Below are 22,657 nucleotides of genomic sequence, written 5' to 3'. Positions count from 1 at the left end.
CATCAAATAAGCGGGTGTTGCGACTTTGTTGTCATGCGCCACATCCGATCACACGAACAACAGGCCATGTTCATGTGCGACGAGTGCCAACTCGGCCCCATCTCACTCAATGAACCTGGAACGAATCATCAGAGCAACACGGCGACCATTACATAGCAATACATTTGCATGTAGACTGCATATGAAATGCACTCGAATGGTCGATTGCAATCATAAAAAGGGACTTCTCATGACAACGCATCGTTTGTCGCCACTGGCTATTTCCGCGGCCTTGGCCTGCCTGATGACTGCATCACTTGCGCACGCTGCATGCCCCACCACTGTCAATACGGTTTCGCTGACATCGACGTCAGCGGCTCCCTTGACGCATGTCGCGATCAACAATGCGATCGCCAATGCATCGAGCACAGCCACAACAGTCATCAATCTCGCTGGCACATTCAACATTTCCGGCCAGATCAATATCCCGGTAGGGAAGAACTGCGTCACGTTGCAATCCCCCAGTGCAACAAGTCTGGCCACGTTGAAATGGACAGCCCCGTCCAGCAACACCACAGATTTCATGATCTATGGTCAAGGCAATCACGACTTGAAACTGAACAATTTGATCCTGGATGGTCGCGACGTGACGCTCGTGGCCGCAACGGACGGGACCGCAAACTCGACGGTAAACAACGTCAAGTTCCTGAACTCAAAGACAACAAATATCAACCTTTCGGGTGCGAACTATATTCTTCGACTCCTGCCATACTCCAATACTGTGGGAGCGAAAAACTGGACCGTGACCAACAGCAGTTTTTCAGTCACTGCCGGTCAAGATGCGCCTTATTTGAATACAGCCATCTTGGCGTATCTTGCTGATACTGTCGCCATCACGGGAAACACATTTACCAATGTAGACGAGGGTGTGCATATTCAAGGCCTGCGCAATGCCAACATCAGCAGCAATACTGGCACTGGCCTGCTGAGAAGCGCGATCGAACTTCAGGAAGGGCTGGCCATGACCCCGGCCATCTCGTTCTATAACAGCAACATCACGCTGGACAAGAATTCATTTACCTCATGGCGTGCAGGCCAAGTGGATGGCGTGCTGGGTATCTCGGTTGCCAGCGGGAACACTGTCAGTGTCACCAATAACACAATCATTTATCAAGGCAAAGATCTGGCCAGCTGCCAAGCCACTGCGATTCCAGCAGCATCCTATGAACGCTGGGGCATGGAGTTCACGGCTGTCAACGCCACAGCCAAGGGCAATACATTCTGTGGCTTTGACTACGGCATCCGCATCGGCTACCTGGGCGACTCCAATTTCACCTCTGGCATAGACAAAACAACCATTGACGGCAACACGATTGCCAACATGTATATCAGTGGCGTTGAAATGTTCCCCGGAGACACGCGTGCTTTTGGTGAATTTGGACAAAAGTACTATCTGGACGCGAGCAACAATCGTATTTACACGGAAACACCTGCTCAGGCAAAAGCTCGCTGGGCCAGCAACTTCGAAAGTATCACACGACAACTGGTTGTCAACAACAATACTTTCAGCAACACCAGAATGACTTCATTCACCGGAGGTGATTTCTGGTACAACAACTCCCCGGTAGCAGGACAATCCTACACACGTGTGCCAGAGAATATGTCCTCGCATTTGGCGTCTCTGTCTGTATCGAACAATAAGATCAGCCGTGCATATGGATTCTTTACCACGGACATCACGCCGACAACCAATACACCCTACAACGATCGGAAATTCATCGCGTTGGCTATTCCCGCCATCCGTAAAGCCACCGCACTGGGCGTAACCTACAACACGATTTCCTTGACAAACTCGCCATCAACTCCGAATGGCGCGTTTAACTACAAGGGCGTGCAGGCCAATCCGATGTTGTCAAGTGATGATGGCAAAAACTACGACACGAGCAAGAACTTCAACGGATCGATCATCAGTTTCAACAACATCTCCGCGAGCCCCAATCCATACGGTGCGGGTCTCAGTACCTTTGACCAATACGAAGATACATGGCTGGGGATCAAAGTCACGTATAACACGCTGAGTACCCTTGCCAAAGGCATCGAGACCTACAGCAATTGGGTAAGAAGCGGCGTTACCGGTAACACTTGCACCAACGTCCTCGTGCCCGGGCCCGGCTGCTGATTCGCTTCTCATGCATCCAGGGCGGCCAGTATTATTAACTGGCCGCTTTTTCTTGGAAACGCGCCAATTGCAGGTCATGCCAGCGCGCCAGCAGCACCTGCGCCAGCATCGAGCCGATCCAGGCCATGAGCATGTCGGCCTGGGTATCGAACGGGTCACCCTGGGTGGCCAGGAACTCGTCGGCACCCTGGCCCAGGCTCACGGCCGCGCCCCACTCGATGAACTCGTACATGGCGCTGATGGCCAGGCAGATGCACGAGACGATGAAGAACAACCAGCCACCGCGCGGCAGCGGCGTCTTGCGCAGCAGGATCTCGCGCGCGACCATGGCCGGGATGAAACCTTGCGCCAGGTGCCCGATGCGGTCGTAGTGGTTGCGGGTGAAGTGAAACGCCTCCTGCATCCAGAAGCCCAGCGGCACGCGCGCATAGGTGTAGTGCCCACCGACCATCAGGATGAGGGCGTGGATCAGGATGAGCACGTAGACCAATGTGGTCAGGCGGAAGGTCGGGCGCGTCCAGGCCAGCAAAGGCACGGCGATGAAAACCGGGAACACCTCCATCAACCAGACGCCTGGGTCAAACGCACCAACGTAAGACCAGATCAGCCCGATACCGATGGCGGCCAGCCAGGCCAGCGCGCCCTTGGAGGTGGTGTGGATCATGTTCTTTCAGGCCAAGAAAAAAGGCGTACCCGGTGAGGATACGCCTTTGGATTCAGCCGGCCGTATGGAACGACCGTGACTGAGAAGATCAGCCCTTGAGGCCAGCGGCTTCGCGCAGGATGGCAGCCTTGTCCGTACGCTCCCAGGTGAACTCTGGCTCTTCGCGACCGAAGTGACCGTAGGCAGCCGTCTTTTGATAGATCGGGCGCAGCAGGTCCAGCATCTGGATGATGCCCTTGGGACGCAGGTCGAAGTGCTCGGCCACCAGTGCAGACAGCTTGTCGTCAGGGATGACGCCCGTGCCTTCTGTGTAGACCGTGATGTTCATGGGCTTGGCCACGCCGATGGCGTAGGCCACCTGCACCTGGCACTGCTTGGCCAGGCCGGCTGCCACCACGTTCTTGGCGACGTAGCGGGCAGCGTAGGCGGCCGAGCGGTCCACCTTCGTGGGATCCTTGCCAGAGAAGGCGCCACCGCCGTGAGGGCAGGCGCCGCCGTAGGTGTCCACGATGATCTTGCGGCCGGTCAGACCGCAGTCGCCTTGTGGGCCACCGATCACGAAACGACCGGTCGGGTTGATCAGGAAACGGGTTTCCTTCAGCCATTCCTTGGGCAGGACGGGCTTGATGATCTCTTCAATGATGGCTTCGGTGAACGAGGCCTTCATGGTCGTGGCGTTTTCCGACTGGTCGGGGCTGTGCTGGGTCGACAGCACGACGGTGTCGATGCTGTGGGGCTTGCCGTCCACATAGCGCATCGTGACCTGGCTCTTGGCGTCAGGGCGCAGGAAAGGCAGGCGGCCGTCCTTGCGCAGCTGAGCCTGACGCTCCACCAGACGGTGGGCGTAGTAGATCGGCGCGGGCATCAGCTCGGGCGTTTCATCGCAGGCATAGCCGAACATCAGGCCCTGGTCGCCAGCACCGATGTTGAGGTAGTCGTCGGAGGCGCGGTCCACGCCCTGGGCGATGTCGTTGGACTGCTTGTCGTACGCGACCAGCACGGCGCAACCCTTGTAGTCGATGCCGTACTCGGTGTTGTCGTAGCCGATGCGCTTGATGGTGTCGCGCGCCACCTGGATGTAGTCCACGTTGGCTTGCGTCGTGATTTCGCCCGCGAGAACGACCAGACCTGTGTTGGTCAGGGTTTCAGCGGCGACGCGGGAGACGGGATCCTGCGCCAGGATGGCGTCAAGGATGGCATCGGAGATCTGGTCAGCCACCTTGTCGGGGTGACCTTCCGATACGGATTCAGAAGTAAAAAGAAAATCGTTTGCCACGATGTGTGCTCCAAAAAAGACCCTAGACCTCGGCGTCGCCGGGGCTGGTGAGTGATCCTTTTGGGTTCTCTTCGCAGCGGCGAACGCTTTAGCGGCATTTGTGAATCGCCCCGCAAGTTGTCCTGTTAACTCGGCGATGCATGCAGTGTAGTGGATTCGACGCGATGAAAGCGACCAAGAGTCCTCGGAAAAGAACCGGATATTCCCGGGTGTTGAACGGCGACCTCGCTAACCATATGCGCCCTCAAGGGCGGCGGCGTGTACGCCTGAGTTGGCCGCCATGTCAATCCCGGCTAGCCATATGGCGACGCTTACAGCTTGCAAAAGTCGTTATTCGTGCAGCGAGGTATAACGAAATACCTTCTGCCACAGGCCGCTCGAACGGTCCTGGGCTGAAGGCCATTTGCAAGCCGATCAGAGGAACACTCGATCGCCTCTTTCGGCTTGCCATGACATCCAAAAGGATCGATTTTTCAGGGAGAACACATGAAAGTCGCTTTCAAGAGCCTCGTTGCGGCCGCCGCATTCATCGCAGCAGGTTCCGCATTTGCCGCCACAGTCAATGTGACCGCTGGCACCACGATCTACAAGGGCTACAAGCTGTCCGGCAATGAAACACTGTCGCTCAGCGCAGATGCACTGGGTATCCTGGACATCTTTCAGCCGACCATCACGGCAGCAGGCGCCGCCGTCGTGACGGTGGACAAGCCGGACGGCGTCACGCATGAGAACGTGAGCGCCACGGCCCCCTTGTCGGCCCTCGCACTGGATGATGCCACCCAGGCAACCCTGGCCGCCTATTCCGCAGGTGGCATGACCTGGACATTCCCCGCCAGACGTGGCCTGACCACTGGTGGCTCGATCACCATCTCGGATCTGCAGGTCGATCTGGCCACCAAGCGGGTGCTGGCCACCGTGACGGGCGCCAATGGTGTGGGCACATTGACCAACTTCGCCTTGTGGAACTTCAACACGGTTGAAGGCAGCACCACTGTGATCCCTTCAATGCTCAACACAACGGCCATCACCACATTCAAGGTGTCGGGCCTGCAATTGACCACTGACGGCTTCAACACGATCACGACTGCCCTGGCTCTGGGCAATATCGGCAAGAGCGCCTTGCGGTCCATTGCGGACTTTGGATCGGTCTCCACCACCGTGACAGCCACCCCGGCCGCAACCTGCTCCGTCACCTTCAAGAACACGGTCATCAACACCTCCACACCGCTGTTCAACACAGAGGTCACGGTGGCCAATGCCAGCAGCAATCCTGCGACAGGCTGGAACGTGAACTGGCGCTATGGCAAGCCCACGCTGTTGATCAACGTCAAAAATGCGAAGCTGACCAACAAGTACCTGCAGAACTACACCGCGCAGCCCCTGTCGACCAACACGATGATCCCGGCCGGCGGCTCGACGACGTTCAGCTTCCGTGGCTACGCCAGCAGCGTGATCCCCGCCATCAGCGATCTGTCGGCAACCCTGGGTGGTCAGGCCTGCCCGGTTGTGGTCGCACCGTAACGCCTCATTGAACGAAAGAGCCCTGGCCAATACTGGCCAGGCTCCTCCTCATTCATACAAACATCAGAGAGAAAATTCATGAAAGTCACATTCAAAAGCCTGATCGCCGCTACTGCCTTCATGATGGTGGGCGCCTCGCATGCCGCCATCACATCCGTACCAACGGGTGGTGCCTATAACGGTGCTGTGCTGACTGGTTCACAGACTTACTCCGCCAGCAATCTCATGCTGGGCTTTGCCAACGTCGTGCGCAAATCAACAATTGGCAATGTTGAGCCAGCGGAAGTAACCGTCACAACCAGGGTGAATGCCGCCACCAACGTGGTCAGCTTCACAAGCATTGCCAGCAAATCGCCCTTGAGCTCGTTTGACATCGACACGAGCACCTCACAGCTTCAGGCTTCATCAGGTCTGGGTGGCCTCAGCATCACGATCACCTTGCCCAGCATCGCCAGCCTGGGCGACGGGTTCGTGAGCCTGTCAAACCTCAAGGTGGATCTGGCCAGCAAGAAGGTCTACGCCACGATCACGGGCGGCAATGGTGTCGGCACCCAAACCAATGTGCCGCTCTGGGACGCAACCACCTACCTGGGCAGCACGGTCATTGCGCCACCACAAAGCGGCAACACCGTGACCAATGTGCAAATGAGCGGACTGAACTTCACGGCCACCGCCCGTGATCTGATCGCCAAGTCCTTGAACTTGACTGAAATGGGTATTGCGGCACTGAGTGCTGTGACGGATGCCGGCACGATTGACACCAGCGTGACGGTCTCGGCACCTGTCGTCGCCTGCCATGTGTCCGTCAAGACCACGCAAGTGCGCAAGACACCTGTCTACGACAACCAGATCACCGTTCAGAACCTCTCCAGCAACCCAGCTACAGGCTGGAGCGTCAACTGGACGTACGACACGCCCACGCTGACAACCAACGTGAAGAACACCACGCTCACACAAAAGGCGTACAAGGCCTATACGGCCCAGCCCGTGGCGTCCAACACCACGCTGGCTGCAGGTGCGTCCACAACGGCGACCTTCCGGACCATTTCGTTGAAACAGACGGCCCCCGTTCTGCACGACATCACTGGCTCCATGGCCGGCCAATCGTGCACGGTGTCAGCGCAGTAAGTCCTGCGCGGAACTGAACGATGGCATGGGGCAGAATTGGCCCCATGCCTCGTTTGTTTTCAATGCTGTCCCGCTGGCCCCTGGCTGTGCTGCACCCGATTGGCAGCCTGTTGGGCTGGCTTGCCTATCTGTTGTCACCCTCCTATCGGAGACGTCTGCAACTGCACACGCATGCGGCGGGCATGAACACCTGGCAACGTTGGGCTGCCGTGGCTCATGCAGGCAAGATGGTGGGTGAACTCCCGCGTCTGTGGGGACGCCCGCGCGAGCAGGCGCTGGGTGATTCAGTGCAATGGGCGAACGCCGAGGCTGTCTCCCAGGCCCTCTCGGAAGGCCGTGGGCTGCTGCTGCTGACGCCCCACCTGGGTTGCTTTGAAATCACGGCCCAGGCCTATGCCGAGCACTTTGGCGGCCTCAAACCCATCACGGCGCTGTACCGCCCGGCCAAACAGGCCTGGCTGGCCGAGATGATGCGCGAATCCCGCAACCGCCCCGGCATGAACACCAGCCCGGCCACGCTCAGCGGCGTGCGCCAGATGTTGCGTGCGCTCAAGAAGGGCGAGACCGTGGGCTTGCTACCCGATCAGGTGCCACCAGAGGGCATGGGCGTGTGGACGAACTTCTTTGGTCGCCAGGCCTACACGATGACGATGGCGGCCAAGCTGGTTGCCCAGACGGGATGCGCCGTTGTGCTGCTGCGAGGCGAACGCCTTGGCCTGGTCGCCCGGCTGCAAAAGGGCTGCGACTACATCGTGCACGCCACCCGCGTGGCGCCTGATGTCGAACAAATCCTCGCCTCAGGTGATGCGGCACAATCCGCCGCCGCCGTGAACCGGCTGATGGAAAACATGATCATGCAAGCACCCGAGCAGTACCTGTGGGGCTACAACCGCTACAAGCAGCCCCGATCCGAGATCCTGACCTCGGCCTCTGGCGGCAGCGAGGCGCAAACCTGATGAGCGTCAAAAATGCGCTGAAAGAAGGCGGCATCCGGCTGGCGTTGGGCATCCTGTGGCTGATGCATTTTCTGCCGCTGCCGGTGCTGGCCGCCATCGCGCGCGGCATGGGCGCCCTGCTCTACAAGCTGGCCAAATCCCGCCGTCGCGTGGGCCTGCGCAATCTGGAACTATGCTTCCCGCAGATGCCGCTGGCCGAACGCGAGGCCCTGCTGCGCGCGCACTTCGCCTGGCTGACGCAAAGCCTGCTGGACCGCGCCGTGCTGTGGTGGGCCTCACATGAACGCATCAAGCGCCTGATCCAGGTGGAAGGGGACATCGACCTGGCCGAACGCGAGATGCAAACCACCGGCCGCCCCACCATGTGGCTGTGCCCGCATTTCGTCGGACTGGATGTGGCCGGCGCCGCCATTCTGCTGTGCCAGAAGCGCCCCGGCGCCTCGATCTACCAGACGCAAAGCAACCCGCTGATGGACAAGCTGATGAAGCGCGGCCGCCTGCGCTTTGGCAACGCCGAGATCTTTCCGCGCAGCGACTCGGTCAAGCCGCTGCTACGCGCCATCAAGGACGGGCGCGGTTTCTTCAACCTGCCCGACATGGATTTTGGCGCCAAGGATGCCGCCTTCGTGCCCTTCTTCGGGGTACCGGCCGCCACCTTGCTGGCGCCCTCGCGCATGGCCCGCATGATGAACATGGTCGTGCAACCGGTGATCGCCGAGTTGCTGCCCGGCGGTCGTGGCTGGCGCGTACGCTTCATGGCACCGCTGGCCAACTTTCCCACCAAGGACGCGGAATCCGACGCGGCCCGCATGAACCAGTTCATTGAGGGCGAGATCCTCAAGCAGCCGGCACAGTACCTGTGGGTGCACAAGCGCTTCAAGACCCGGCCCGAGGGTGAGGCCGGGTTTTACTGACGCGAAGAGCTTCAGCTGGCGCCTCAAGTCGGGGCAACGCGGTGCCGATATCCAACCCAGGTTGTCTGCAGCGAGCGCATCTGCCTCGCGTGCCTCTGGATGTAGGAGTGCCAGTTCATGGCTTGGATCACTTGGTTGCGCGGTTTTTCGATCCGGTCACGCTTGCTGGCGTGCATGGCACTCGTCGTGGGCATTGGGTGCAGCGTGGGTGGCGCGATGAGTTGGCAGTTGCTGTCACTCAAAGGCGAACTGGATTCGTTTACCAGCCAGGAGTTCGCCGCCACGCAGCACATGACGACGCTGGCGCTGAATCTCAACGAACTGCGCGGCCGTGAAAAAACAACCATCATCGCCACAGGTGATTCGGTGACCGCCGCCGAACAGTTCAAGGCCTGGAAGGCGGCCCTGGTCAACACCATTCGGACCACCAAGGCCCTGGCCGAAGCCGCCCCCACACCCGAGATCAAACAGCAGGCTCTGGCCCTGGAAGGCAAGCTCAACAGCTACGGCAAGGGCCTGGAGCCCACGCTGGATTTGATCACTTCGGCTGCGATCACCTCCGCCGCAGAGGCCTACCAGTCCAGCGAACCGGCGCGAGCCGAGGCCGATGCCGTCGAAGCCATCACTGGCAAGCTCAATGCCGCCATTACCCAGGTCGCCGAAGCACGCCGAGCCAAGGCCGGCACCGCAGCCACCCGCGCCATCATGTGGCTGTGGGGCCTGCTGATGTCACCCGGCGTCGTATTTCTGCCGCTGATGGGCTTGACCGTCCTGTCGATCACGGCACCGCTGCGGCGCGCCGAAGCCATCACCCAATCCATCTCGCATGGTGACCTTACGCAACACATCGATGTGAATGGCAAAGATGAGATCGGCCGCCTGATGAGCTCGATGGCCCACATGCAGAACGGGCTGCGCGAGATGGTGGCCTCGGTGCGTGAATCGTCCGAAAGCATGCTGACGGCATCGACGGAGATCGCTGCCGGTAACCAGGATTTGTCGCAGCGCACCGAACAAACCGCCGCCAATCTGCAAGACACGGCCTCGTCCATGGACCAGCTCAGCAAGACCGTGGAGCACTCTGCCGAATCGGCCAACGTGGCCAATATGTTGGCGGACACAGCCAGCCAGCGTGCCGAGCAAGGCGGCCAGGTGGTCGAAAGCGTCGTGACCCAGATGCAGGACATCAGCGCCGCCTCGCGCCAGATCTCCGACATCATCGGCGTGATCGACGGCATCGCCTTCCAGACCAATATCCTCGCCCTGAACGCCGCCGTTGAAGCGGCCCGCGCGGGCGAACAAGGCCGCGGCTTTGCCGTGGTGGCCGGCGAAGTGCGCTCGCTGGCCAAGCGCAGCGCCGATGCCGCCAAGGAGATCAAGGGCCTGATCGGCCAGTCCACCGAACGTGTGGAAGTGGGTTCGCAGAAGGTGCGCGAAGCCGGCGAGGTCATGAACGAAATCGTGGATTCGATCCGCCGCGTGACTCATGCCATGAGCGAGATCGCCGATGCCACCCGCCAGCAATCCCACGGCATCGGGCAAGTCAGCCAGTCGGTGACGCAACTGGATCACATGACCCAGCAAAACGCAGCACTGGTCGAGCAATCGGCGGCCGCGGCAGACAGCTTGCGCCAGCAAGCCATCGACCTGTCCAAGTCGGTTCAACGCTTCCATCTGGACGGTGGCGCCGTCGCCTGAACGCACATGGGTGACGACTTGGGCTGACAAGGCGGCCCCAGGCGGCGGATAATCCGCCTTCATGAAGCTGCGCTTTACCAAGATGCACGGCGCGGGCAACGACTTCGTCGTGCTCGACGCCACCCAAGGACCGCTGCCACTGAGCGCGGCCCAATACCGTTTCCTGGCCGACCGGCGCTTCGGCATCGGCGCCGATCAGATCCTGATCGTCGAAAAGGGCACCCCTGCCAACGGAACGGACTTCACCTACCGGATCATGAACGCCGACGGCGGCGAGGTGGAACAGTGCGGCAACGGCGCGCGCTGCTTTGCCCGCTTCGTGTACGACACGGGCCTGACCGACAAGGAAACCATCCGCGTCCAGACCATGAAGGCCGTGATCGAGCCGCATCTGCAGCCTGATGGCCGCGTGACGGTCGATATGGGCGAGCCCTTCCTCGTACCTGAAGAAGTGCCCTTCAACCCAACTGGCATCACGCCACGCATGGTCAACGGCTGCGAGCTGTGGCCCATCCAGCTGGCCAACCATCCGGTCGAAGTGGCCGTGGTATCCATGGGCAACCCGCACGCCATGCTGCGCGTGGACAGCGTCGAACACGCCCCGGTTGAAGAACTGGGGCCCCAGATCGAAGGCCACGAGCGCTTCCCTCGCCGCGTGAATGCCGGCTTCATGGAAGTGGTCAGCCGCAGCCACGTGCGCCTGCGCGTGTACGAACGAGGCTCCGGCGAGACCCTGGCCTGCGGCTCGGGCGCCTGCGCCAACGTCGTGGCGGGCATCCGCCTGGGCTGGCTGGACAGCACCGTGGACGTGGACATGCCCGGCGGCCGCCTGACCATCAGCTGGGAAGGCCCCGGCACGCACGTGATGATGACGGGCCCGGCCGTCAAGGTCTTCGACGGCGAAATCAACGTGCCCGCACTCTGAACGAACACCAAACGAGAACATGACCTTGCAAGGCATCACCGAAGACGAGATCGTCAATTACCTGGTGCACACACCCGGTTTCTTCGAACGCAACGCCCAGGTGCTGGCCTCCATCCAGCTCACCAGCCCGCACGGCCAGCGCGCCGTCTCGCTGCAGGAGCGCCAGATGGAGATGCTGCGCGACAAGATCCGCGGCCTGGAGCGCCGGATCATGGAGATGATCCGCAACGGCCAGGAAAACGAAGCCATCGCCGAGCGCCTGCACCGCTGGGTGCGCGCCGTGCTGCTGGCCCATGAGGACACCACGCTGGCCGACGTGATGCTCGATCGCCTGCGCCACGAGTTCATGATCCCGCAAGCCGCCGTGCGCATCTGGGCCACGCCCAATCTGGCCCTGCGTGATGGCCTGAGCGAGCTGACCGTCACTCAACCCATCAGCGACGACGCCCGCAGCTTTGCCAGCAGCCTGAACATGCCCTACTGCGGCCTGAACTCGGGCTTCGAAGCCAGCAAGTGGCTGGACGACAGCGCCAGCATCACCTCGCTGGCCCTTATCCCCCTGCACCACCACGGCGAATGCTTCGGCCTGCTGGTGCTGGGCTCGCCCGACCCGACCCGCTACAGCGCCGACATGGGCGTGGACTTCCTGCTGCAAGTGGGCGACATCGCCAGTGCGGCACTGACACGTCTGGTGGACTGAGCCGCGATGACACACCAAGGTCGTCGGCTGCCCACGCAGCATGCGACCTGGCTGGACAGCACCTGGCGCTACCTCACGCCGCCTGAGCGGCAAGCGCCCAGATCCACCGGCCTGCCCGCCCTCGCCTGGACGACACCCAGGCCCTGGCGCCTGACCCTGCCCGGTGCGCTGGAAACCCGCGAGCCCATGGACCTGAGCTGGGACAGCGAGCAAGAGCTGGCCGACATGGCGCAGGCTCTGGCTCGACAGTCGCGCGCCGTGTGCCTGCCTCGCGTCCCGGCTGATTCACCCAGCGTGGCGGCCCTGCAGCAGGCCTTCGCCGGAAAGGGCATCACCCTGATCCGCCCCGCCATCGGCTCGCCCTATATCGACCTGGACGAGAGGTGGGCCGACCCACGCCAGAAGTTCAACGCCGGGCGCCGCTCCGACTTCCGCCGCGCCGAACGCCATGCAGACAAACTCGGCGGCCTGCAATTCGAGATCCACAGCCAGACCAGCGCCGCCGAGCTGGACCGCCTTCTGGATGAAGCCTATGCCGTCGAAGCCAAAAGCTGGAAAGGCCAGACCGGCACCGCACTGGCGCTGGACCCTCAACTGGGCCCCTTCCATCGCGCCCATGCCCATGCGGCCATGCAGGCCGGCCTGCTGCGTCTGGCCATCATGCGCGTGGGCGGCCAGGCCATTGGCATGCAGATCGCCCTGGAATGGGCCGAGAACATCTGGTTGCTCAAGATCGGCTACGACGCGGCTTTTTCACAATGCGGCCCCGGCAACCTGCTGATGATGCACACGATCGCAGACGCCGCCCAGCGCGGCCTGAGGGCCTACGAGTTCCTGGGCAGCCCTGCCCCCTGGACGGCATTCTGGACAAACCAGCTGCGCGACTACGTCAACATCCGCTTCTTCCCCTGGAGCCTTCGCGGCCAGCTTGCCCTGGCTCAAGATATGTCGCAAGCCGTGCAAGCGCGACTCGCCAAGCGCGGCCAAGCCGGGCATGATGCGGCGCATGGTGATGCGCAGGAAGTTACGTGACCTCATCCAATCCGCGGCGACCCCTTTGCTGAGGGTGGCCAGCCGTGCCTATGTGCCCGGCCCCCATCTGGACGACGCGCTGACACTGGCAAGGCAGCTTGAAGCGCAAGGCCTGAGTGCCACCATCGGCTACTTCAACAGCGACGACGACGCCCCCGACCTCATCACCGGCTACGATCTGGCCGCCATCGAAGCCGCCACCACCCTGAAGCACCCGGCCTACGTGTCCATCAAAGTGCCGCCCTTGCTGTACGACCCAAGCCGCGTCGGCACCCTGGCCCGGCTGGCCACGCAACACGGGCAATGGCTGCACTTCGATTCACACGGCCCCGAAACGGCCGAGCCCACTTTGAACTTGATGACGCAAGTGCAAGGCGAGCACACCAAACTGGGCCTGACCATACCGGGCCGATGGGTACGCAGCCTGCACGATGCCGACTGGGCCATTGCCAACGGCGTGCGCGTGCGCGTGGTCAAAGGCCAATGGGCCTGCCCCGAACACCCGGACATGGACCTGCGCGAAGGCTTCATGGCCGTGATCGAACGACTGGCCGGGCGGGCGGTCGAGGTGGCCGTGGCCAGCCACGATGCCCAACTGGTTCGCCAAGCATTGACTCGGCTGAAGGCGGCCGGCACGCCATGCGAACTGGAGTTGTTGTGCGGCCTGCCTCGTCACGAAGTGATGGCTGTGGCCAAAGAACTGGGTGTGCCTGTGCGTTACTACGTGCCCTTTGGCACCGCCTGGCTGCCCTACGCCATGGGGCAACTGCTACGCCAGCCACGCCTGTGGGGCTGGATGCTCCGAGACCTGCTTGCCAGCTTCGGCCAGCGTTGATCACCCGACACAAAGCTCGGCTAGCATGGCCGACGAGTCCTTGACCATCTGACCGTGAACACCCCTGCTTTGAGTTCGCCTGACAGCTTGATCACACGCCACGTTGATCACTTGCGCGTGCAACGGCGCCTGGCCGAACGCACCCTGGCCATGTACGGCGACGCCTTCAAACGCTTGCAAGCCTTGTGCGAACAACACAAGCTGGCACTGACTGATGTGCACCCGCATCACGTGCGCGGCTGGACGGCCCGGCTGCACGCCCAAGGCCTTGGCCCACGCAGCATCGCCATCACGCTGGCGGCCTGGCGGGGCCTCTACAAATGGCTGGGGCGCGAGGGCCTGGTACAGGTCAACCCAGTCGATGGCGTCAAACCACCCAAGGCCGCCAAGCCCTTGCCCAAAGCCTTGTCGGTTGACCACGCGGTGGCACTGGCCGATCACCAACCTGACGCAGACGACATCGCCGCCTCGCCAGCCGCACAAACACGCCGCGAGCACGAAGCGCCCTGGCTGCACGCGCGGGATCACGCCATGATCGAGTTGCTTTACAGCAGCGGCTTGCGCAGCGCCGAGTTGCTCGGGCTCGACGCGGCCGCCAGCAACGATGCCAAGGGCTGGATCGACATGCAGGCCGCCGAAGCGCATGTACTGGGCAAGGGCAGCAAGCGGCGACTCGTGCCCGTGGGGCAAGCAGCCATGAAGGCGCTGACGGCCTGGCTGGACGCACGCGCCAGTTTGACGCCACCCACCTGCGACGCCCTGTTCATCAGCCGCCTGGGAGGCCGCCTCACCCCCATGCAGTTGCGCAACCGGCTCAAGCAACTGGCGCAGCAAGCCGGTTTACCCACGCATGTTCACCCGCACATGTTGCGCCACAGCTTTGCCAGCCACTTGTTGCAATCGAGCAGCGACCTGCGCGCCGTGCAGGAACTGCTGGGCCATGCCCACATCAGCACCACGCAGGTCTATACCAAGCTGGACTTCCAGCACCTGGCCAAGATATATGACGCGGCCCATCCGCGCGCCAAACGCCAGCGCGACAAGCCCTGATCACGCCAAGACTTACATCGGTGCACGCCGCGCGTGCCGCGCCATCAGGCCCATCAGTTCTTCATAGACATAGGGCTTGGTGATGTAGTCACGCATGCCCACGTTCAGGCCGCGCACCTTGGCCTCGTCAAACGCGTGGGCCGTCAGGCCCAGCACGGGCAAGCCTGGGTCCAGTTCACGCACGGTGGCTGTGGCCTGATAGCCGTCCATCACCGGCATCTCGATGTCGCACAGCAGCAGATCAAACGCCCCTGGCCCGGCCTGCTTCACCGCATCCACGGCCTCCTGCCCGTTATCGACCATGGTCAGGCGCACACCTGCGTTGAGCAGCAGTTGCTCCATCAGCACCTGGTTGACCAGATGGTCCTCGGCCACCAACACGCGCATGCCCTGCAAGCCGTAAGCATCCCAGGGGCCTGGCTCAGCGTCGGCGGCCTGCTCGCCCTCGGTGCCCACGGCAGGCAAAGGCAGACACACTTCAAAACGGGCGCCCTGCCCCGGCTGGCTGTCCACACGGATGTGTCCGGCCATCAAGTCCACCAGCCGCTTGCAGATGGACAAACCCAGGCCCGTGCCTCCGGCCCGGCGCGTGGAACTGCCATCGCCTTGCACAAAGGGGTCAAAGAGCCTGGCCAACAAGGCCGCGTCCATGCCCACGCCGGTGTCCTGCACAACCAAATGCAGACCAGCGCTGTCGGTGCTCACGCTCAGGCGCACCTCGCCACGCTCGGTGAACTTCACGGCATTGGTCAGCAAGTTGATGAGGATTTGGCCTACCCGCAGGGCATCGGCGCGCCAGTACTCGGGCACGCCCGCCTCGCGCACCACGTGCAGCTTCAGGCCTTTGAGCCGTGCTTGTTCGCGCACCAGGTCCACAGCCTGCTCGATGCCCTGGCCCAGGCTCATCTCGCCGATCTGCAACTCCAGCTTGCCCGCTTCGATCTTCGAAAAATCCAGGATGTCGTTGATCAGGCCCAGCAGATGCTGCCCGGCTTGCAGGATGTGCTTGAAATGCCCGGCGGCTTCATGCGCATCAAAACGCAGCGCGCCAATCTGCGCGAAACCCAATACGGCATTGAGCGGCGTGCGGATCTCGTGGCTCATGCTGGCCAGGAACTCGCTCTTGGCCTTGCTGGCCAGCTCGGCCGCCGCCTTGGCATCCTTGAGTTCGGTGATGTCCATGGCCAGCACGACAAAGCCCCTCACCCGGCCGTCCACCACATCCGGGGTGTAGCTGACCTGGGCGATCAAGCCCTGGCGCTCATGGTGCTCGCCCGACACCTCACGGCCACTCAAGGCCGCATCCACAAAAGGCAACGTGCGCTGGTAGCCCTCCAGCGACAACAAATCGCTCATGTGGCGGCCGATCAGTTCATGCGCCTTGTGCCCCCAGTGCGCTTGCAAGCGGCGGTTGCAGTACCGCAAGATGAGTTGATCATCCCAGTACGCGACAGCGCCGGGCATGCTGTCGAGGATGGTTTCAAAGCGCTGCTCGGCCGGCCTGGCATGCAGCAGCCGAGACAGGCGGGCATTCTCAGCCTCCTGTGCCCTCAGTTGCGCACGCAGGGCCAGGACTTCGGCGATCAAGGCGACCTGGTCCACGCCAGATGCCGCCACGGGCGCCTCAGCGCCCAAAGCAGGATCATGGGTCAACGCGGACAGGGCTCCCGACGACATTGCACTCCTCATGGCTGGCAGATGGAATGGCCAGCATCACACACATTTCGTCACAATTGCACGATACACCGCAGCGTTCCTGCGTGCCTGCCAACTCAGTGAAATCCAGCCCCACCGGTCGCGGGGGCCACGCGACCTGGCGTCACGGCCTTTCAGCATGTAAAAAGATCGCTCAGATTTGCCTTGTCCGAAAATGTCATCCCTAGTTTGAAATAATGTCACGGTAGATGACAGATTTGAGGACACACATGTAACCCCAACCGACATAATGGTTTGTCAAATCGCGCGGGGAGCGTGGAACACATCATGAGCGTCAAAGCATCTGCCAAATCCATCTGGGACTTCAGGCGAGGCATTGCCACCGCCCGGGTCCTGACCCAGCTCGGCGTCGATCATGGCGTGAGCGTAGACAACATGCTGCGCCACACGGGCATCACACGTGCCCTGCTGGACGATCCCAAAGGCGAGATCGAAGCGCATCAGGAAGTGCAACTCATCCGCAACCTGATCAACGCCCTGCCCCACATCCCCACGCTGGGCCTGCAGGCGGGCACCCGCTACCACGTCACCACCTACGGCCTGTGGGGCTACGCGGTGATGAGCAGCCCTACATTGGGTTCGGGCGTCGGCATGGCCTCGCGCATGCTGAACCTGACCTTCTCGCTGACCATCAACGACATCGAGCAACTCGGCGACTTGATCCAATCGTCCTTCCACAGTGACCACCTGCCCCCTGACGTGCGCCAGTTCATCCTGGACCGCGACCGCGCAGCCGTGATCACCTTGCAGCGAGAGATCCTGGGCCACCCCCTGCCTTACCGCGCCATTCACATGCGCCGCGCCGAGCCGGCGCTCGACATGGTCGAGGCCTATACCAACCTGTTCGGCATCCGCCCCATGTTCGGCCAGGCACGTGATTGCGCCTTGTTCGAAACGGCGCTAATGCAGGAAAAACTGCCTCAAGCCGACCCACATACCGCCGCCTTGTGCGAGCAGATGTGCCGCAAGCTGGTGGACGCCCGTAAGACCCGCACTGGCGTGGCCGCTGCCGTGCGCGACCGCCTGATGCGCACCCCGGGCCACATTCCCGACATGGAAGAAATTGCGGCGGAGATGAAGATCACTTCCCGCACGCTGCGTCGCCATCTGACAGCAGAGGGAGCCACATTCCGGGCCTTGCTGGAAGAAGTGCGCTCGACCTTGGCCGAAGAACTCATGGCCTCCGCCAGCCTGACGCATGGCGAAATCGCCGAACGCCTGGGTTATGCGGACGTGACCACTTTCATCGAAGCCTTCCGCCGCTGGAAGGGCATGCCGCCCAGCGAGTTCCGCCGCACCAACGGCCTGACCACGCAAGCGGCCCGCATCCCCCGCCGCCGTTTCGTGACGCGTTGATATTTCACGGGAAAAGGCGGGAAAGCCTCGCCTAAACAAGGCACTTCCACTTTTCCCACAGGGCGCAAAAGCCTAGACTGATCCTGCATCATAGGATGAGAGTCAGTCATGAGCATCGCCCCCCAACTACGCAACCTCAACATCGACCTGCCAGCCTGTCCCAGCACGCTGGTCAAGCTGTCCTTGCTGATGGCTGAAGAGGACAGCTCGATCGACCAGCTCGCTGCGTTGATCGAAACCGACATGGCCTTGTCCTCGGCCGTGGTCCGCACCGTGAACTCGGCGCTGTTCGGCCTGCTCAAGCGGGTCGAGACGGTACACGAAGGCATCCGATATCTGGGGATGGCGCAGGTTGCCGGCCTCACGTATGAAATCGGCTTGCGCGGCGCTTTCCCACCCAGCCCCTTGCTGCAAAAAATCTGGGATCGTGCGGGCATCCGTGGCCTGGCCATGGGCCGCATCGCTCGCCAGCTCGACGTGGATCCCTGGCAAGCCCACACCACCGGTCTGTTTGCAGAAACCGGCCGCGCGGTGCTGTATGCGTATGACCGCCAGCGCTATCAGGAGCTCAACGATCAGAGCGATGAGTCCTTGCTGTGCGCCGCAGAAATCGAAGCGTTCGGCGTGAGCCACTCGGCGCTGGGTGCGGCGCTGTGCCAATCATGGGGCCTGCACCGCGATGTGTCTGACTGCGTGCGTGCACGCCCCAACTCGCCTGAGCAGTGGCCGCAGGAGCGCCCTGCCGTGCAAAAGCTGCTGACCATTGGTGCGGCGGTGGACGCGCTGCTGCTCAACCCGACCGACTCCGGCGATCCGGATGCGGTGTGGCACGAACTGGAGCCCGTGGCGCATCAGGTGGGGCTGCATTTTCAGGCCTTCCAGCTGGCCACCATGCGGGTGTGTGAGCGACTGAACATTCCGCAAAACGACAGCTGAAAACCCGTTGTTACAACACCCCCTGATTGGGATGGTTGACAGCCCAATCCGGCACCTCCACCATCTGATTGCATACCAATTAATCAGCGAGAGGTGAGACATGAAGAACATGCACAAGGGAATGCTCAATCGCATCGTGTTCGCGACAGTTCTGGCTTGCGCCAGCACGGCACAAGCTGCCAGCGACACGCTGTTTTCGGCCAGCGCACAACTCAGCAACCTGAGCTATCGGCTCGTCGATCTTGATCCGAATGACGGCATCGCACCATCGGTCACGTTCAACTCCATCATCCACGTGAACAGCGGAGGCGATGCCTGGACTGACGCGCCAGGTTTCAGCAACTCGTTGCTGCCCTCCAGCCCCCTGCAGTCCTCCTTGCAAGACGGTACCGCAGAAGCCTCGTCAACCGGGCTTCGTGTTTACTCCAGCCTTTCATCCCAGAGTTTGCTGGCGCAGGTTGATCCCAATGCTTCGGGCTATCAATACGTCTATCTGAATGCACCGATGCCGATGGTCTACTCGATGGGTGGTGGCACCGACCCCATGTCTATCGATCCAGCCCACATCACCCTGAGCGCCAATACCGCCATCGTGATCACGGGCGTGGCATCGATCAATGGCACGGTCAACGCGGGCACGCAAACGGACCTGCTCAACGCACTGGCCCCACAGGGCGGATCAACCGACGCTGCGCTCTATTCAAAGGTGAACGCCCATATCGGATTGCAACTCTCTAGCCTGGATCAAGACTGGAGTTCAAACAATAACAACGCCTTGACCGTGAGCTCCGCGAGCAGTTCGTTCATGCTGGAGGCGGGGTGGGATAACGCATCCGGTCAAGACCAAACCTTTTCGGCCCAGCGTGATGTTCTGGTGCAATACGCCAACTTTGGCACGACAGACAAAGTGATCGATCTGGATGTGACGCTCTCTTCAAACGCCTATACGTCAGGCTATGTCACGCTGGTGCCCGCTCTGCCTATCGATCCAGTTCCCGGCATCCCTGAACCTGGCACCTACGCACTGATGGGGCTGGGCCTGGCAGGCATTGGTCTGGCTCACCGTCGGCGTAAGCTGAGTGCCTGAGACCAACCGGCTACTTGACTGATACACGAAGAGCCCCGGTCTTGCCGGGGCTTTCTCTTTGAGAAGCGCCAATTTACTCAAGTCCCGTGCAACAGGCGACGATATAAGCCGAATGCGTTTCAACTGCCACGCCCTGATGCTGCCCGACCCTGATCGGGCGCGCATCTCACCTGACGACCCGGAACTCAACCGGTTGATCCGGGCCGAGCGGATCCGCATGCTGTTTGCGGCCACGCTGCCCGTGGCGGTGTTCAGTGCCTTGTTTGCCCTGGCCTTGAGCGTGGTGGTAGCACCGCAGATTGGCCGCGACAAGGCCATGATCTGGGCAGGCCTGAGCATCCTGATCGCTGTCCTTCGGGTGATTCACCTGAGCACCTATGTGGGTTCACGCAACCGCGCCAGCGCCTACTGGCTCAAGAGCCTGAACGTGGCGTGCGGAGTGCACGGCCTCATATGGGGATTGGCCGGCGTGTTCATGCCCGTCCAAGATCTGATCACGACGGTCGTCGTTGTGGCCACGCTGGTGGGCGCCTGCTGCGTGTGCGCCTTCACCCTGCAAGCCGACATCAAGCCCAATGCGCTGATGAACGTGCCCATCTTGCTGCCAGCCGCACTGACGCTGCTCACGCGCCAGGACGCTTACGGCACTTTCGGGGGCGTTGGCCTGCTTGCTTTGCTGGCTTTGATGATGTTCGAAAGCCGGCGCAGTGAACGCCGCATCACCGAGCTGCTCTGGCTGCGCTTCACCACGGACCGCATCGCCCGTGAACGCGCCGAGGCGCTCAAGCTCGCGCAGCGCCACAGTGCAGTCAAGGACCAGTTCCTGGCGACCATGAGCCACGAGATGCGCACGCCCCTGCACGGCATCCTGGGCCTGGCCCGGCTGGTGCACAACCGCCTGCCGACCAAACCGGGTGTGCTGGCTGATTCGCGTCAGCAGGTGGAATTGATCGAGCGAACTGGCGAGCATCTGCTGGGCATCATCAATGATGTGCTGGATTTCTCGCGCATCGAGGCCGGCAAGCTGCAGGTCAGCACCTCGGCCTTCGAGCTGCAAGGCGTGATCCACGACGTGCTCTCCGTGCTGAAGATCACGGCCACTGAAAAGGGCCTGAAGCTGCGCACCACACTCGAGATCCCTGCGCCGTGCTGGGTCAAGGGTGATGCGGCCCGCTTGCGCCAGGTGCTGCACAACCTGGTGGGCAACGCCATCAAGTTCACGGATGCGGGCGAGGTGCGCGTACGCGTGTCGCGCCAGGACGAGCGACTGGTCGTGTTCCAGATCGAAGACACGGGCGTGGGCATCTCGCCGCAACACCTGCCACTGATCTTCGAGGCCTTCCATCAGGTCGATGGCAGCTTCGGGCGCAAGCACAAAGGCACGGGCCTGGGCCTGACCATCTCGCGCGAAATTGCGCGGGCCATGGGGGGCGACATCGTGTGCATCAGCACACTCGACAAAGGCTCGACCTTCACGATGACCGTGCCATTGACCGCCACGCAAGTGGAGAAGGTGGACCTGGACCTGACCGATCAGCAAGCCGCTGAGATCGGGCCACAAGAAGCAGAGGCCATCACGATGGAAGCCAACAAGGGCGGCCATGTTCTGCTTGCGGAAGACAACCCCGTCAATGCCATCGTGGCCGAAGCCACCCTGGCCAATCTGGGTGTGCAGGTCACGCGGGTGGAAAACGGGCTGGAAGCATTGGCCGAGCTGGAACGCGACCACCCTTACGACGTGGTGCTGATGGACTGCCAGATGCCCGAGCTGGATGGCATCGAAGCCACCCGCCGGCTACGCAGCTGGGAGCACGATCGCGGCAAGCCGCCCGTGCCCGTGGTGGCCCTGACGGCCAACGCCATGAACAGCGACCGCGAACGCTGCCTGGCCGCCGGCATGAACGACCATCTGGCCAAGCCCTTCAGGCAAGACGAGCTGCGCACGGTGCTGCTGCGGCACCTGCGCGGCACTCAGCGTCAACAGCCAGGCGTTACTGCTTGATGGCTTCCAGCGAGATCGTGATGGTCACGTCGTCGCCCACCAGCGGTGCGTACTTGCCGGCATTGAACTCCGTGCGCTTGATCTGAGTGCTGGCGTTGGCGCCAATGGCGTCCTTCTTGGCCATGGGGTGTTCCATGTTGTTGAAGTGCGTGACCTTCAGCGTCACGGGCTTGGTGATGCCCTTGATCGTCAGGTTGCCCTCGATCGTGGCGGGCTTGTCGCCCTCGAACACGACCTTGGTGGACTTGAACGTGGCGGTCGGGAACTTCTCGGTATCGAGGAAGTCGGCGCCCTGGATGTGGCCGTTGAACAGGGTCGAGCCGGTGTCCACGGACTTCATGTCGATGGTGACATCCACCGAACCTGTCTTGGTGGCCTTGTCATAGACCACGGTACCGCTGGTCTTGCTGAACTTGCTGATCTGGGTCGACAAGCCCATGTGGCTGTACGAGAAGTTGGCGTAGGTGTGGTTGGGCTCGACACCATAGGTCTCGGGCGCAGCGAAGGCCGAGGTGGCGAAGGCAAAGGCCAGCGAGCTGGCGGCGAAGAGGCGGGTCACTTGCTTCATGAAATAGCTCCTGTGGGGCTGAGGGGTTCAGTGGGACGGAAAAAACGAGGATGGCTTACTGCGCAGGCACGCCTTGCAGCACGAGCTTGAACTTGACTTGCACGTCATTGGCCACGATGGAGGTGTCGGCCCATT

At 61.7% G+C, this 22,657-nt stretch carries 19 protein-coding genes; 15 read left to right on the top strand and 4 right to left on the bottom strand.

The genetic code is table 11. The features are described from left to right. Positions 1–229: 229 nt before the first annotated feature. Positions 230–2,158, top strand: coding sequence for a hypothetical protein (locus EPO09_RS16710; protein WP_290644650.1), 1,929 nt, complete (start codon positions 230–232; stop codon positions 2,156–2,158). Positions 2,159–2,192: 34 nt separating this feature from the next. Here the strand turns inward: EPO09_RS16710 and EPO09_RS16705 are convergent, their stop codons facing one another. Both EPO09_RS16705 and metK read right to left on the bottom strand, forming a co-directional pair. Next, on the bottom strand, positions 2,193–2,822 hold the full coding sequence (locus EPO09_RS16705; protein ID WP_290644647.1) for a DUF2238 domain-containing protein: 630 nt from the start codon (positions 2,820–2,822) through the stop codon (positions 2,193–2,195). An 88-nt stretch (positions 2,823–2,910) separates the two neighbouring features. Next, complete coding sequence (gene metK, locus EPO09_RS16700; RefSeq protein ID WP_290644645.1) at positions 2,911–4,098, bottom strand: methionine adenosyltransferase; 1,188 nt, start codon at positions 4,096–4,098, stop codon at positions 2,911–2,913. A 486-nt stretch (positions 4,099–4,584) separates the two neighbouring features. Between metK and EPO09_RS16695 the strand changes: the two genes are divergently transcribed. From EPO09_RS16695 to EPO09_RS16650, 10 genes are all read left to right on the top strand, one after another. Continuing rightward, positions 4,585–5,619, top strand: a complete 1,035-nt coding sequence (locus EPO09_RS16695; RefSeq protein WP_290644643.1) for a cellulose binding domain-containing protein — start codon at positions 4,585–4,587, stop codon at positions 5,617–5,619. Positions 5,620–5,697: 78 nt separating this feature from the next. Next, positions 5,698–6,747, top strand: a complete 1,050-nt coding sequence (locus EPO09_RS16690) for a cellulose binding domain-containing protein (RefSeq protein WP_290644641.1) — start codon at positions 5,698–5,700, stop codon at positions 6,745–6,747. Between the two features lie 44 nt (positions 6,748–6,791). After that, positions 6,792–7,703 (top strand): lysophospholipid acyltransferase family protein, encoded by a 912-nt coding sequence (locus EPO09_RS16685; RefSeq protein WP_290644639.1) that lies wholly within the window; start codon positions 6,792–6,794, stop codon positions 7,701–7,703. Further along, entirely contained in the window at positions 7,703–8,617 is a 915-nt protein-coding gene (locus tag EPO09_RS16680) for a lipid A biosynthesis acyltransferase (RefSeq protein ID WP_290644637.1), read from the top strand. Before EPO09_RS16685 ends, EPO09_RS16680 begins: the two co-directional genes overlap by 1 nt. 117 nt (positions 8,618–8,734) lie before the next feature. Beyond that, positions 8,735–10,315: a methyl-accepting chemotaxis protein gene (locus EPO09_RS16675; protein ID WP_290644636.1), complete on the top strand. Its 1,581-nt coding sequence runs from the start codon at positions 8,735–8,737 to the stop codon at positions 10,313–10,315. 61 nt (positions 10,316–10,376) lie between these two features. After that, positions 10,377–11,240: a diaminopimelate epimerase gene (dapF, locus tag EPO09_RS16670; RefSeq protein WP_290644635.1), complete on the top strand. Its 864-nt coding sequence runs from the start codon at positions 10,377–10,379 to the stop codon at positions 11,238–11,240. A 19-nt stretch (positions 11,241–11,259) separates the two neighbouring features. Continuing rightward, positions 11,260–11,940 (top strand): DUF484 family protein, encoded by a 681-nt coding sequence (locus tag EPO09_RS16665; RefSeq protein WP_290644633.1) that lies wholly within the window; start codon positions 11,260–11,262, stop codon positions 11,938–11,940. 6 nt (positions 11,941–11,946) lie between these two features. Beyond that, positions 11,947–12,972 (top strand): GNAT family N-acetyltransferase, encoded by a 1,026-nt coding sequence (locus EPO09_RS16660; RefSeq protein ID WP_290644631.1) that lies wholly within the window; start codon positions 11,947–11,949, stop codon positions 12,970–12,972. Further along, on the top strand, positions 12,953–13,807 hold the full coding sequence (locus EPO09_RS16655; protein ID WP_290644629.1) for a hypothetical protein: 855 nt from the start codon (positions 12,953–12,955) through the stop codon (positions 13,805–13,807). The genes EPO09_RS16660 and EPO09_RS16655 overlap by 20 nt, the downstream gene beginning before the upstream one ends. Before the next feature lie 54 nt (positions 13,808–13,861). Then, on the top strand, positions 13,862–14,857 hold the full coding sequence (locus EPO09_RS16650) for a tyrosine recombinase XerC (protein ID WP_290644627.1): 996 nt from the start codon (positions 13,862–13,864) through the stop codon (positions 14,855–14,857). Positions 14,858–14,869: 12 nt separating this feature from the next. On the opposite strand, the gene EPO09_RS16645 is transcribed toward EPO09_RS16650, so the two are convergent. Then, positions 14,870–16,534 (bottom strand): PAS domain-containing sensor histidine kinase, encoded by a 1,665-nt coding sequence (locus EPO09_RS16645; RefSeq protein WP_290644625.1) that lies wholly within the window; start codon positions 16,532–16,534, stop codon positions 14,870–14,872. A gap of 306 nt (positions 16,535–16,840) precedes the next feature. On the opposite strand from EPO09_RS16645, the gene EPO09_RS16640 reads away from it, so the two are divergent. The 4 genes from EPO09_RS16640 (at position 16,841) to EPO09_RS16625 (ending at position 21,954) form a co-directional block, all read left to right on the top strand. Continuing rightward, positions 16,841–17,929 (top strand): AraC family transcriptional regulator, encoded by a 1,089-nt coding sequence (locus EPO09_RS16640; protein WP_290644623.1) that lies wholly within the window; start codon positions 16,841–16,843, stop codon positions 17,927–17,929. 108 nt (positions 17,930–18,037) lie between these two features. Then, positions 18,038–18,865 carry an HDOD domain-containing protein gene (locus EPO09_RS16635; RefSeq protein WP_290644621.1) on the top strand — a complete coding sequence of 276 codons (828 nt, stop codon included), beginning with the start codon at positions 18,038–18,040 and terminating at the stop codon, positions 18,863–18,865. A gap of 100 nt (positions 18,866–18,965) precedes the next feature. Further along, the gene (locus tag EPO09_RS16630) at positions 18,966–19,952 is read left to right on the top strand and encodes a PEP-CTERM sorting domain-containing protein (RefSeq protein ID WP_290644619.1); all 987 of its coding nucleotides are present in this window, start codon (positions 18,966–18,968) and stop codon (positions 19,950–19,952) included. Positions 19,953–20,088: 136 nt separating this feature from the next. Next, complete coding sequence (locus EPO09_RS16625; protein WP_290644617.1) at positions 20,089–21,954, top strand: ATP-binding protein; 1,866 nt, start codon at positions 20,089–20,091, stop codon at positions 21,952–21,954. Here the strand turns inward: EPO09_RS16625 and EPO09_RS16620 are convergent. Beyond that, entirely contained in the window at positions 21,944–22,522 is a 579-nt protein-coding gene (locus tag EPO09_RS16620) for a YceI family protein (protein WP_290644615.1), read from the bottom strand. The genes EPO09_RS16625 and EPO09_RS16620 overlap by 11 nt on opposite strands. Between the last annotated feature and the right edge of the window lie 135 nt (positions 22,523–22,657).

It is taken from the genome of Aquabacterium sp. (assembly GCF_004297345.1).
Lineage (GTDB): Bacteria > Pseudomonadota > Gammaproteobacteria > Burkholderiales > Burkholderiaceae_C > Aquabacterium.
The sequence above is the reverse complement of the archived record's forward strand: the minus strand, read 5'-3'. Positions and strand labels throughout refer to the sequence as shown.